Origin of the sequence: Streptococcus mitis, from assembly GCF_047464035.1 — a bacterium.
GTDB classification, from domain to species: Bacteria; Bacillota; Bacilli; order Lactobacillales; family Streptococcaceae; genus Streptococcus; species Streptococcus mitis_DX.
On sequence record NZ_JASHCQ010000012.1, the window covers coordinates 1 to 12,285 of the forward strand.

Here is a 12,285-nt window from a genome sequence, read left to right on the forward strand (position 1 = left end):
GCGATGAAATCAAGCATTAGTAAAACCAGTGGAACTTACCCTGACACGGATTTCCACTGGTTTTTAGGATTTTTATCAGACTAACTTCCACTTCTACTAGCGGTGGAACTTAGTTTGCGAATTTACCATTTTAAACAAAAAAGAGGTTTCCCCTCTTTTTATGATTTTTTGCAAAAGATAGCCTTTGTTCCATAGGCAAGCAGAACAAGTTCAAGTGCTAGGACAACTTCAACCAAGACTGGACTTGTAATCCATCCTACTTGAGCTAGAGATGGTGCCATGTCAAAGAAGGCATGTAGTCCATAGGCCGCTAGGAGATAAATCCATTTCTTCTGGCGAACAGCTTGGTAAACCCAAACTGTCAAAAGCAATTGGAATCCTAGCGCCAAGATTCTCTCAAAACCAAGCAAATAAATCTGCCAGACTGATAGCGACTGAATAGTTTTCAACATATTTTCAGACAGCAATTGCATAACTTGTGGATTTTGCGTTTGAACTGCTGAGAGAACGATGTAGAGATTAAGCAAACTAGTAAGACCTAGGAAAATCAACTCCAAACCACCATGCCCCAATCCATAAGCCAAGGCATCTGCCTTTTCCAAACTTCTCTTTTTCTCCAACCATTTGAAGAAAATAAGACGAGCAGTTTCCTCAAAAAATGCTGCCATGACTAGGCCATAGATGATATAGAGAAGTGGATGATCCTGCAAGAGGGCAATACTACCGTCTTTTTGAGGATGCAAAACTAAGATATGCACCAGTTTTTCCAAAATCTGTGAAGAGACAAAGAAAGCAACAGCCCCCAAGCCCAAGACAGCTAGATTGATCTGGTATTTCTTTTTTGCATACCAAATGCTTCCTATCAAGAAAGCTAGTAACAGCAACATGGTAATAATGATATGAATAGTCATTTTCTTCTCCTATTCTGCCTTTTCAATATCTTTTTTCATCTCGTCAACATTGAACTTAGCAAACAAGTATTGACGGTCTTGGACTGGGAAACGTTGATCCAATTGGTCAACAGCTCCCACCTCGATAATACCTTCCTTGATGACAAAGTCCATGACATGTCCACCGAAGGTCAAATCATCTGAGATGAAGTGCAGATGGTAGCCTGCCACACTGACCCCATGGAAAATCTCTGGCGTCCAGAAACCAACGATGGTCCCCGCCACATTATCACGACTATATTCCGGTTGATGAGTCGCGACATCAGCAAACTTGGTATCTGGTGTCGACTTGGGAATCATGCGCACATGCATATGCGAAAATTCCCCACGAATCTTGATAGAGCGGAAAAGATTTTCCCCATCATAATAAGACTCAATTCGTTCTTCCAATTCCTTATCTGTCATCTCAAAGCGCTGGCGGAAAATAACCTCTGCCTGATGCGGTACTACTGCTGCGTAAGGAATAAGGGCATCTGGTGACACCTCAACAATCTCTGGTTGCTCTCCTGAGCCTTTGGCTTGATAAGCCTTGCCATCCAAGACAATCAATTCTCCATCAATGGAATCCAAGGTTCCCAAACCAAGATCACCATGCTCTAGCAATTCTCCCACTGTCATGGTACCACCATAAAGGCCTGCCATCAAGGCTCCTAGCGTATTGTATTGAAATAATTTTACTGGTTCTTGCACTTTTTATCTTTTCTCTTTCTTGTCTGTTATACTCAATGAAAATCAAAAAGCAAACTAGGAAGCGAGCCACAGGCTGCTCAAAGCACTGCTTTGAGGTTGTAAATAGAACTGACGAAGTCAGTAACATATATACGGCAAGGCGAAGCTGACGTGGTTTGAAGAGATTTTCGAAGAGTATTATTCTATAAATCTTACTCCTAAGTATACCACATTTGCCCCTAGATGTGAACGAGAGAAACACTCTAGACATTGCCAAGAAGGAAAAAAAAGGGTACAATGTAACAAAATCAAGGGAGGTATGGAATGAAGAAACAAAGCAAATACCAAGAGGTCGTTTCCTATCTAAAAAAAGGTATCGAGTCTGAACGTTTTCCGACGGGAAGTCGCCTGCCTTCTATCCGTCAACTGAGCCTTGACTTTCACTGTAGCAAGGACACCATTCAACGCGCCCTGCTGGAATTACGGCACGAGCAATACCTCTATGCCAAGCCCCAGAGTGGCTACTATGTCTTAGAACAAGGACAACACCAGGACCTAGAAATCGAGGTTACGGACGAACATGCCAGCGCCTATGACGATTTCCGAATCTGTGTCAATGAAACCTTGGTTGGCCGAGAAAACTACCTCTTCAACTACTATGACAACCAAGAAGGATTAGAAGATCTAAGACAGTCCATTCACCAACTCCTCTTTGACCAAGCCCTCTACTGCAAGGCTGATCAACTGGTACTGACTTCTGGAACCCAACAAGCCCTTTTTATCCTCTCTCAAATTTCCTTTCCTAGTCAAGCCAAGGAAATCTTGGTGGAACAGCCGACCTACCATCGAATGAACCGTCTCTTGATTGCTCAGGGCTTGGACTATCAAACAATTGAACGAGGCATTGATGGGATTGACTTGGAGGAGCTGGAAGTCCATTTCAAGACAGGAAAGATTAAGTTTTTCTATACTATTCCTCGCTTTCACTATCCTCTGGGACATTCCTATTCTGATCAAGACAAACGAGCTATTCTTGACTTAGCTACCAAGTATGGTGTCTATATCGTAGAGGACGACTATTTAGGAGATTTGGACTTCAAGAAGGGCCAAACCTTCCACTATCTGGATACAGAGGAGCGGGTCATTTATATCAAGTCCTTCTCAACCAGCCTCTTTCCAGCCCTGCGGATTACGGCACTCATTCTGCCAAATGCTATCAAGGAAGCCTTTGTGGCCTACAAAAATATCCTAGACTACGACAGCAACCTCATCATGCAAAAGGCCCTGTCACTCTATATTGACAGTCAATTGTTTGAAAAAAATCGTCTAGCTCGCTTGTCCAATCAAGAAGCTTACCAAAAACAAATCGAGGAAAGACTAGCTAACACTCCTTGTCCCCTTCCTCATTATCCCCTACACGATGGTTTATTGCTAGACCTCAGACAGTATCCTAAAATCGCCAGCCTCAAACACAGTCAGCTGAAATTGAACTTCTTTGAGGAGGCATACTTGGATGCCTGCCCTTATCAATTTGCCAAGGTGTCCCTAGACAATCTAAAAAAAGTTTTAGACTATTTAAAAGCAGAATTGGAATGACTTCCAACTCTGCTTTTTTCTTATTGTTCAACTTCTGTTAAGGTTGCTGCTTTTTCAAGATATTTTTTGTAGGTGCCGTCATCCTTGAGTTTTTGGATGACCTTGTCCACCACTTCTTTCAAATCAGCACTATTTTTTCTAAGGGCAACGGCATTGGCTTCGCCGTCCTTCATCTTCAAGCTGACAGTTGCGACAGCTAGGTCTGCGTTTTTAGCAGCATAACTAAGGGCAACAGGCTCATCCATGTGAACAGCATCAACTTTTCCAGCCTGTAATTCATTAACAGCTTCACCCATATTGGTTAGGGAAGTCAACTGAGCTTTTGGCAATTGTTCCTTGACCATAGACTCTGGAACAGTCCCTTTTTGGGCTGCAATATTAGCACTTTCAAGGCTAGTTACATCCTTGTATTTTTCTACATCAGCCTTACGAACTAAGAAACTAATCTTGTTTTCATAGTAAGGGATTGAAAAATCAAAGACTTCTTTTCTCTCGTCAGTAGCACTAATTCCCGCAACTGCTAGATCAGCCTTACCAGTTTGAAGACTAGTCAAGACATTGTCAAAACTCATGCTTGAAATTTCCAACTTCACCCCAAGTTCATCAGCGATAGATTGGGCCATATCAATATCCGCACCGACTACCTGATTTTTCCCGTCAACTAAAGACTGAAATTCAAAAGGTGCATAGTCAGGACTAGTCGCCACAACTAATTTCCCCTTTTGCTTAATGGCCTCAACAGCTGACTGAGAACCATTAGAACCCGACTGGCAAGCTACTAAGAAGAAACTTGCAAGAAAACTACATAAAACAAATATCCATTTTTTTGATTTCATAAATAAACAACCTCTCTGTTAATTTTGTATAATTATAACGCTATCCAAGTTACTTGTCAAGTATTTTTTTGAATTTTTATCTTAAAAATATTTTTTTAATTCAAGAAAAGGAGCTATCAATTGATTTCAAGCTCCTTTTTATACAGAATGAATCTATTTTATAGTTCGACAATCTTACCTGTTTCAAAGTAAACAACCCATTCACAGATATTTTTGGCATAGTCTCCAATACGTTCCAAGAAGGCAATCACTTGGAAATAATCACGACCTGTAACGATTGCATCTGGATTTTTCTTGATTTCTTCTGTAGCCAAATCACGAATGCTATCAAAGTAATGGTTGATTTTTTCGTCCATGGCTGCTACTTCATAGGCCTGATCCACTGAACCATTGAGATAGAGTTCAAGGGCTGCTTCAACGAAGTTCTTGACATCGCGCCCCATTCTCTTGATTTCTTCTTCAACAGCTGGGATACGTTGCTCCCCCTTCATACGAATTGCCGCTTTGGCAATGGAAACAGCATGGTCCCCCATACGTTCCAAGTCAGATACAGCCTTCAAGACTGTCAAAACAGTACGCAAGTCCTGAGAAACGGGTTGTTGTAGGGCAATCATTTCAAATGATTTCTTCTCCAATTTCACTTCGTATTCGTTTACTTCTGCATCGTCTTCGATGACTTCTTTGGCCAAATCACGGTCATGCGTAACAAAGGCACGTACTGTACGATTGATTTGGGATAGCACTTCTTGTCCCATAGCATAGAACTGGTTGTGCAATTTCTCTAAATCTTCTTCAAATTGAGAACGTAACATCATTTATCTCCTTATCCAAATTTTCCTGAAATATAATCTTCTGTTTCCTTGTGTTGTGGGTTGAGGAACATCTTCTTGGTATCGTTAAACTCAATCAAATCTCCATCTAGGAAAAATCCTGTCTTGTCAGAAATACGAGAGGCTTGTTGCATAGAACGCGTAACCAAGAGCATGGTATATTTATCTTTTAGACCATACAAGGTTTCTTCAATCTTACCAGCCGAGATAGGGTCCAAGGCTGAAGTCGGTTCATCCAAAAGAATGATTTTAGGGCTGGTTGCCAAGACACGGGCAACACAGACACGTTGTTGTTGTCCACCTGAAAGCCCGATAGCCGAATCATGCAGGCGATCCTTGACCTCATCCCAGATAGAAGCTCGTTGCAAGGCTTTTTCAACTGCTTCATCCAGAACCTGCTTGTCCTTAACTCCATTGATACGAAGCCCGTAGACAACATTTTCGTAAATAGACATCGGGAAGGGGTTTGGTTGTTGGAAAACCATACCGATTTCTTTACGCAATTCAACTGTATCTGTACGCGGACTATAAATATTATGACCGTTATAAACTACTGAACCAGTTGTAGTCACCTCTGGATTAAGATCCCCCATGCGGTTGATTGCCTTGAGAAGGGTTGACTTCCCTGATCCAGATGGACCAATCAAGGCTGTAATTTCCTTAGGTTGGAAAGATAGGGAAACACTATTCAAGGCCTTTTTTTGATTGTAGTAAACGGACAGGTCTGATACCTGTAAAATCGCTTCTGTCATACTGTTTCCTTTCTATCCAAAGTGTCCTGTTACGTAGTCATTGGTTGACTGTAGTTTGGCATTTTGGAAAATATTAGAGGTCTTATCGTACTCAATCAAGTCGCCCAAGTAGAAAAATCCTGTGTAGTCACTAGCACGCGCAGCCTGCTGCATACTGTGGGTCACGATGATGATAGTGAAATCCTTCTTCAATTCCAACATGGTTTCTTCCAGCTGGGCCGTCGCAATGGGATCCAAGGCTGACGCTGGCTCATCCATCAAGAGAATATCTGGCTTGACCGAAATAGCACGAGCGATACAGAGACGTTGCTGCTGACCACCTGATAGGGTCAAGGCTGACTTGTGCAAATCGTCTTTGACCTGATCCCAAAGGGCAGCTTGACGAAGAGAGGTTTCCACAATTTCATCCAAGACTTGCTTGTCCTTAACCCCTGCACGTTCATGGGCAAAAGTGATATTGCGGTAGATAGACTTGGCAAAAGGATTTGGTCGTTGGAAGACCATTCCGATGTGCTTACGCATCTCATAGACATTAATTTCTGGACGGTTGACATCAATCCCTTGGTAGAGGATTTGACCTGTGACCTTGGCAATATCAATGGTATCATTCATACGATTGAGACTGCGGAGGTAGGTTGATTTCCCAGATCCAGATGGGCCAATTAAGGCTGTAATTTTATTTTTTTCAAATTGCATATCGATGCCCTTGATGGATTCTTTTTTACCGTAGTAAACATGTAAATCCTTAGTAGAGAGGGCCACTTTCTCTTCAGGAAAGGTGATGATATGCTTTTCATCCCAATTATATTTTGACATGGCTTCTCCTTTAGGCAGCGGTTAATTTCTTATGTAGGTAACTTCCGAGTTTACGGGCTCCAAAGTTAAATATGAGGATAAAGATGAGGAGCACGGCCGCAGAACCTGCTGATACGATGGTTCCATCTGGAATGGTTCCTTCGCTATTGACTTTCCAGATGTGGACAGCCAAGGTTTCTGCTTGACGGAAGATAGAGATTGGGCTGGTCACACTGAGAATATTCCAGTTAGACCAGTCAAGAGCTGGAGCGGATTGTCCTGCTGTGTAAATCAAAGCAGCAGCCTCACCAAAGATACGACCAGAGGCCAAGACAACCCCCGTTACAATCCCTGGAAGGGCTTCTGGAATGACTACATGGACTACAGTCTCCCAACGAGAAATCCCAAGAGCTAGGCCAGCTTCACGTTGCGTGTGGTGAACGTGTTTCAAACTGTCTTCAACATTACGAGTCATCTGAGGCAGGTTAAAGACTGTCAAGGCCAAGGCACCTGAAATGATTGAAAATCCATACTCAAACTGAACTACAAAGATCAAGTAACCAAATAGACCCACAACCACTGATGGCAATGAAGACAAGATTTCAATACAGGTTCTGACAAAGTTGGTCACAGGACCTTTTTTAGCATATTCAGCTAGGAAAATCCCAGCCCCCATAGATAAAGGCACAGAGATAATCAAGGTGATGACCAGAAGGAAGAAGGAATTATAGAGCTGAATTCCAATTCCTCCGCCTGCTTGGTAGGAAGATGATTTGCCGGTCAAGAAAGACCAAGAGATGTGGGGCAAACCACGAACCAAGATATAAAGAATCAAGGATGCCAAGATGGCCACAATAATCCCTGCAATCGAGTAGAGGACAGCTGTTGCAATTTTATCTAATTTCTTAGCGTGCATAGTTTTTCTTTCCTCTTTCTTTCGTAATCAATTTAATCACACTGTTGAAGGCCAAACTCATCAAGAGCAAGACTAAGGCCAGTGACCAGAGAACGTTATTGTCAACGGTTCCCATAACGGTATTTCCGATACCCATGGTCAAAACAGAGGTCAAGGTCGCAGCAGGTGTTGTTAGTGAAGTTGGGACAACAGCTGAGTTTCCGACTACCATCTGAATGGCCAAGGCCTCACCAAAGGCACGCGCCATCCCAAAGACCACTGCTGTAAAAATCCCTGAACGCGCAGCCTTTAAGGTCACGCGCCAGATGGTTTGCCAACGAGTAGCTCCCATAGCCAAACTAGCTTCGCGGTAGTGACGAGGTACCGCACGCAAGCTATCGGTTGTCATAAAGGTTACCGTCGGTAAGATCATGACAAAGAGAACAAAAATCCCTGATAAAATCCCAAAACCAGTTCCACCAAAGACACTACGGACAAAAGGAACTACGACCTGTAAACCGATAAATCCATACACGACTGAAGGAATCCCGACTAGCAATTCAATGGCTGGTTGCAAGACTCTAGCACCTTTTGGTGAGACTTCAGTCATAAAGACTGCCGCACCAATGGCAAAAGGAGTTGCGATAAGAGCTGATAGGATTGTGACAATAAAGGAACCCAAAATCATAGGAAGGGCACCAAATTGTTTACCTGAAGGATTCCAAGTTTGTCCAAAAAGGAAATCAAAGATATTGACCCCATTGACAAAGAAGGTCGACAAGCCTTTTTGGGCTACGAAAATCAAAATCATAGCCACAATAATGACAATCAAAGACAGACAGGCAAAGGTTAAGCCTTTTCCTAGTTTCTCTAGACGAGAGTTCTTTGAGGGAGAAAGTAATTTTTTAGCTAATTCTTCTTGATTCATTATTGACTCCCTTCTAGTGCTGTCACCGTTCCTACAGCATCTTTTTCAACCTTCATTTCCTTAACAGAAATATAGCCCATCCCCTTAACAATTCCACTTTGCGCTTCATCAGAGAGGACAAAGTTGAGGAATTCTGCCACCAATTCATTTGGTTGGCCTAGTGTATACATGTGTTCATAAGACCACAAAGGCCAGTTATTGCTTGTAACATTTTCTGCAATCGGCTCATAGCCATTCAACTTCATGCGTTTCACCGAGTCATCCACATAGGCAAAGGCTAGGTAAGAAATGGCTCCTGGTGTCTGGGAAACAATGTTTTTGACCATCCCATTTGAATCCTGTTCTTGACTCTGCACGGCAGATTGACCATCCATGACAACACTATCAAAGGTTGCACGTGAACCAGAACTTGCCGCACGGTTGATAATGGAAATGGCTAGGTCTTTCCCACCGACTTCTTTCCAGTTGGTCACTTGGCCTGTGAAGATACTACGGAGTTGTTCAGTTGTCAGATTTTCAACATCAACTTCCTTGTTCACAATAACTGCCAAGCCCGCTACTGCAACCTTGTGATCCACAAGAGCGGAGGCATTGATACCGTCTTTTTCCTCGGCAAATACGTCTGAATTTCCTACATCAACGGCTCCAGACTGAACCTGAGACAAACCTGTACCAGATCCGCCACCTTGGACGTTAACTGTTTTTCCAACGTGCATAGAGCCAAATTCATCTGCTGCTGCTTCGACCAAGGGCTGAAGAGCCGTTGAGCCAACAGCTGTCATGGATTCTCCACGATCAATCCAGCTAGCACATCCCGCCAAAGAACCTGCTAGCAAAAGAGCCGCAAGGAATAGAGCGAGTTTTTTCCTTTTTTTCACTGTTTTTCTCCTTGAAAATAATGGTGAATGCTATGAATTTTTTCAACTATTTAGTTATGTTTTTATTTTGAAAATTGGGATCCAACTGAAGTTACTAGCTTAATTTTACTAGAAATTTGCTCAGCTACCTTCTCAACAAATTTTGACTTAAAATAAAAGACAATTTGAAAAAATCCATACTTCCACTATAACATAGACAAGCTACTTTGACTAGCATTTTCACTTGAATCTGAGGCCTTTAGGAAAATAATTTTTCAAAACATTTCCAGTCACCTTAGCAAAGCCCAAACCATTTCCTTGAACCAAAACTTGGTACCAACCATTTGGCAGACTTTCCGCCAGCTGAACGGTTTCTCCAGCCGCATATTTTACAAACTCCTCTTGATCAATTTCAACCGACCGCTTGATCTGACTCGGTTTCAAGGCTAGACCAAGAGCAAAACTAGGCTCAAAGCGTTTCTTCTTAAAGGTCCCTAGATGCAGTCCATTCCGAGCAATCTTGAGTTTTCCTAAATCTGGCAAAAGTTCGGGCAAGAGATAAAGTTGGTCCCCAAAAGTCTGCAAGATACCTCTTAGATTGACCTTCAAGTGTTTTTGGGCAAATTCCTGCCACAAGGCAACTTGTTCTCGACTGAGATTGCTCTTACTTACCTTACATTTTGGGGCTGGATTTTCGCCTTTAAATTGCAAATGGGCGACAAACTGACCCTCTCCCTTAAAATGATGAGGATACATCCGAGCCGTTTCTGGCAGGTCAATACCAGCTACCATTCCATTGATATGCTCTACTGGCAGCAAATCAAAATCATACTCTTCCAGCAACCAATTGACGATTTCTTCGTTTTCTTCAGGTGCCCAGGTACAGGTTGAATAAACCAGACGACCTCCCTCTGCTAGCATGGTCACTGCATCTTCCAGAATTTCTCTTTGCAAGCTAGCACATTGACTTGGATAATCTAAGCTCCAATAGTCCATAGCATCTGGTTGCTTACGGAACATCCCTTCCCCTGAGCAGGGGGCATCAAGGACAATGAGGTCAAAATAGCCCTTAAAAACCTTGGCCAAACGGTCAGCAGATTCATTGGTCACCACGACATTTGTCGCTCCGAAACGCTCCATGTTTTCTACTAAAATCTTAGCCCGTTTGCTTGAAATTTCATTGGAAACGAGAATACCCTCCCCTGCTAGATAGGCTGCCAGCTGAGTTGATTTGCCACCCGGTGCAGCAGCCAAATCCAAGACCTTCATTCCAGGACTGGGTTGGGCTACCTGCGCTACCATCTGGGCAGCGGGTTCTTGCGAATAAACTAGACCTGTAGCATGCTCAGGCGATTTCCCTGAAACCTTTCCATAGTGGCCCCAAGGAGTTTGAGGGATGGCATCAGGAAAGGAAACTGGCGCTTCTTTTAAAGGATTGACCCGAAAGGCCGAAACCGCTTCCTCCTCAAAAGAGGCAAGAAAATCTCTTGCCTCATCTCCTAGTATCTCTTCATATTTTTCAACAAATCCTTCTGGAAATTGCATTTAAGTTCTTTTCCTTTCGTAAATATAGGACTGAATTTCCTCCTGCATCTCAAGAGGTAGCATCATGACCGGCTGTCTGGTTTGAAAATCAAGCGCTTGACCAGAAAGGGTCACAACCCGATAGCCCAGACTTTCCCCTAAAATACTAGCCGCAGCATAATCCCATGGTTGCAGATAAGTAACATAGGTCAACAAACGCCCTGACAAAATCTTGGCAAAACTAATGGCCGCACTCCCATAGACACGTACACCGAGTACAGCCCGACTCAAATCAGCCAAGCCCCATTCATTGGTTTCCAACATACCACTATTCCCTGCAATAAGAAAATCTCCAAGGGGTTTTACTTTAAAGGGAGCTAGGGGCTGATCATTTCGGCAAACCGGAAACTTACCACCACCGTGATAACAATCCCCTTTGACCACATCATAAATCAGACCAAACTGTCCCTGGCCATTTTCAAAATAAGCCATCATAACAGCAAAATCTTCCTGCTGGGCTACAAAATTATTGGTACCATCAATTGGATCAATGACCCAAACCTTGCCCTCTTGAACCGAGGCTCGCAGACAACCTTCTTCAGCACAAATCTTATCCTCAGGATAACGGGATAAAATCTCACCAACCAAGAGCTCCTGAACTTCCTTGTCCAGTCTGGTCACCAAATCTGTTGGAGAGGTCTTCGTCTCAACACACAAATCTTCCTGCATATGGTCAAGGATGTACTGGCCCGCCTTCTTGACCAGCTCTTTAGCAAATTCAAATTTACTTTCCAAGAGAAATCTTTCCTTCCCCTTTTTCCTTGGCAGCCTGAACCGCTCGGTAGAGCGAATAGCCACTAACTGTTTCAAATTCTCGTCCCAAACGTTTCTCTTCACTCTTGCTTGGCACGACCACCTTGAATCCCTTATAGGAGTCCAGTAACTTTTTAGCCTCTACCTTGCTTTCATAGGCAGCTTCAACATCATTAAAAAAAGAAAGCACTGAAGCAAGTTCTTCAGTGCTCCACGACAAATCTAGTGGGTAACTATACTGTTTGTTCATTAACTAATACCAGCTCTCATTCTTGCTTCTTTTAGTTCTTGCTTACGATAACTACGAGGGAGAAAAGCACGAATCTCATCTTCATTAAAACCGATCTGCATACGTTTGGCATCAATAATAATGGGACGACGCAAAAGACTAGGGTACTGCTCAATCAAATGAAGCAATTCTGATACCGAGATACTCTCTACATCAATATCTAATTTTTGAAAAATTTTTGAACGAGTTGAAATGATGTCATCAGTACCATTTTCGGTCAAGGAAAGAATGTGTTGCAATTCTTTTCTTGTTAAGGGACTGGTCATAATATTATGCTCCTCAAAGGGCACCTTATGTTTCTCTAACCAGGCCTTTGCCTTACGACATGAAGTACAGCTCGGTGATAGAAATAGTGTAATCATGCTTTTCTCTTCTTATCTATACTTTGCTACTTCTATTATACAAAAAAATAAAGCGCTTGACTAGAGATTTTTAGAAAAAAAGCCTATTTTTTCAAGAAAAATAGACTGTTTGCGAACGATTAATACATTTCTGAATTAGTTAATTCACTCTTAACGATAGTTTCGAATCACACACCTAATTTATACATG

Annotated in this window: 14 protein-coding genes; 1 reads left to right on the plus strand and 13 read right to left on the minus strand. The window is 42.6% G+C overall.

Annotation, left to right across the window (positions count from 1 at the left end; translation table 11 throughout):
• Positions 1-158: 158 nt before the first annotated feature.
• Positions 159-911: a YhfC family intramembrane metalloprotease gene (locus QM818_RS05195; RefSeq protein WP_261080997.1), complete on the minus strand. Its 753-nt coding sequence runs from the start codon at positions 909-911 to the stop codon at positions 159-161.
• A gap of 9 nt (positions 912-920) precedes the next feature.
• On the minus strand, positions 921-1,640 hold the full coding sequence (gene budA, locus QM818_RS05200; protein ID WP_004236184.1) for an acetolactate decarboxylase: 720 nt from the start codon (positions 1,638-1,640) through the stop codon (positions 921-923).
• A 303-nt stretch (positions 1,641-1,943) separates the two neighbouring features.
• Between budA and QM818_RS05205 the strand changes: the two genes are divergently transcribed.
• Complete coding sequence (locus QM818_RS05205) at positions 1,944-3,215, plus strand: aminotransferase-like domain-containing protein (protein ID WP_261080998.1); 1,272 nt, start codon at positions 1,944-1,946, stop codon at positions 3,213-3,215.
• A 20-nt stretch (positions 3,216-3,235) separates the two neighbouring features.
• Here the strand turns inward: QM818_RS05205 and QM818_RS05210 are convergent, their stop codons facing one another.
• The 11 genes from QM818_RS05210 to QM818_RS05260 form a co-directional block, all read right to left on the minus strand.
• Positions 3,236-4,051: an ABC transporter substrate-binding protein gene (locus QM818_RS05210; RefSeq protein WP_261080999.1), complete on the minus strand. Its 816-nt coding sequence runs from the start codon at positions 4,049-4,051 to the stop codon at positions 3,236-3,238.
• A gap of 158 nt (positions 4,052-4,209) precedes the next feature.
• Complete coding sequence (gene phoU / locus QM818_RS05215; protein WP_000946458.1) at positions 4,210-4,863, minus strand: phosphate signaling complex protein PhoU; 654 nt, start codon at positions 4,861-4,863, stop codon at positions 4,210-4,212.
• A gap of 11 nt (positions 4,864-4,874) precedes the next feature.
• Positions 4,875-5,633, minus strand: a complete 759-nt coding sequence (gene pstB / locus QM818_RS05220; protein ID WP_000133484.1) for a phosphate ABC transporter ATP-binding protein PstB — start codon at positions 5,631-5,633, stop codon at positions 4,875-4,877.
• Positions 5,634-5,645: 12 nt separating this feature from the next.
• Positions 5,646-6,449 (minus strand): phosphate ABC transporter ATP-binding protein PstB, encoded by an 804-nt coding sequence (gene pstB, locus QM818_RS05225; RefSeq protein ID WP_020900241.1) that lies wholly within the window; start codon positions 6,447-6,449, stop codon positions 5,646-5,648.
• 10 nt (positions 6,450-6,459) lie between these two features.
• Entirely contained in the window at positions 6,460-7,344 is an 885-nt protein-coding gene (gene pstA, locus QM818_RS05230) for a phosphate ABC transporter permease PstA (protein ID WP_000543046.1), read from the minus strand.
• Positions 7,334-8,251 (minus strand): phosphate ABC transporter permease subunit PstC, encoded by a 918-nt coding sequence (pstC, locus tag QM818_RS05235; protein WP_261045642.1) that lies wholly within the window; start codon positions 8,249-8,251, stop codon positions 7,334-7,336. Before pstC ends, pstA begins: the two co-directional genes overlap by 11 nt.
• Positions 8,251-9,129: a phosphate ABC transporter substrate-binding protein PstS family protein gene (locus tag QM818_RS05240; protein ID WP_261031569.1), complete on the minus strand. Its 879-nt coding sequence runs from the start codon at positions 9,127-9,129 to the stop codon at positions 8,251-8,253. The genes pstC and QM818_RS05240 overlap by 1 nt, the downstream gene beginning before the upstream one ends.
• A 219-nt stretch (positions 9,130-9,348) precedes the next feature.
• Complete coding sequence (locus QM818_RS05245; protein WP_261081000.1) at positions 9,349-10,653, minus strand: RsmF rRNA methyltransferase first C-terminal domain-containing protein; 1,305 nt, start codon at positions 10,651-10,653, stop codon at positions 9,349-9,351.
• On the minus strand, positions 10,654-11,427 hold the full coding sequence (locus QM818_RS05250; protein WP_254753736.1) for an inositol monophosphatase family protein: 774 nt from the start codon (positions 11,425-11,427) through the stop codon (positions 10,654-10,656). It abuts the gene before it with no gap.
• Positions 11,417-11,695, minus strand: a complete 279-nt coding sequence (locus tag QM818_RS05255) for a UPF0223 family protein (RefSeq protein WP_261028275.1) — start codon at positions 11,693-11,695, stop codon at positions 11,417-11,419. Before QM818_RS05255 ends, QM818_RS05250 begins: the two co-directional genes overlap by 11 nt.
• On the minus strand, positions 11,695-12,096 hold the full coding sequence (locus QM818_RS05260) for a Spx/MgsR family RNA polymerase-binding regulatory protein (RefSeq protein WP_000631254.1): 402 nt from the start codon (positions 12,094-12,096) through the stop codon (positions 11,695-11,697). Before QM818_RS05260 ends, QM818_RS05255 begins: the two co-directional genes overlap by 1 nt.
• Between the last annotated feature and the right edge of the window lie 189 nt (positions 12,097-12,285).

Excerpts from the sequence above, each read along its gene's own strand:
- QM818_RS05195 (WP_261080997.1), bottom strand. The coding sequence starts at position 911 with ATGACTATTCATATCATTATTACCATGTTGCTGTTACTAGCTTTCTTG.
- QM818_RS05205 (WP_261080998.1), top strand. The coding sequence starts at position 1,944 with ATGAAGAAACAAAGCAAATACCAAGAGGTCGTTTCCTATCTAAAAAAA.
- QM818_RS05210 (WP_261080999.1), bottom strand. The coding sequence starts at position 4,051 with ATGAAATCAAAAAAATGGATATTTGTTTTATGTAGTTTTCTTGCAAGT.
- phoU (WP_000946458.1), bottom strand. The coding sequence starts at position 4,863 with ATGTTACGTTCTCAATTTGAAGAAGATTTAGAGAAATTGCACAACCAG.
- pstB (WP_000133484.1), bottom strand. The coding sequence starts at position 5,633 with ATGACAGAAGCGATTTTACAGGTATCAGACCTGTCCGTTTACTACAAT.
- pstB (WP_020900241.1), bottom strand. The coding sequence starts at position 6,449 with ATGTCAAAATATAATTGGGATGAAAAGCATATCATCACCTTTCCTGAA.
- pstA (WP_000543046.1), bottom strand. The coding sequence starts at position 7,344 with ATGCACGCTAAGAAATTAGATAAAATTGCAACAGCTGTCCTCTACTCG.
- pstC (WP_261045642.1), bottom strand. The coding sequence starts at position 8,251 with ATGAATCAAGAAGAATTAGCTAAAAAATTACTTTCTCCCTCAAAGAAC.
- QM818_RS05245 (WP_261081000.1), bottom strand. The coding sequence starts at position 10,653 with ATGCAATTTCCAGAAGGATTTGTTGAAAAATATGAAGAGATACTAGGA.
- QM818_RS05255 (WP_261028275.1), bottom strand. The coding sequence starts at position 11,695 with ATGAACAAACAGTATAGTTACCCACTAGATTTGTCGTGGAGCACTGAA.
- QM818_RS05260 (WP_000631254.1), bottom strand. The coding sequence starts at position 12,096 with ATGATTACACTATTTCTATCACCGAGCTGTACTTCATGTCGTAAGGCA.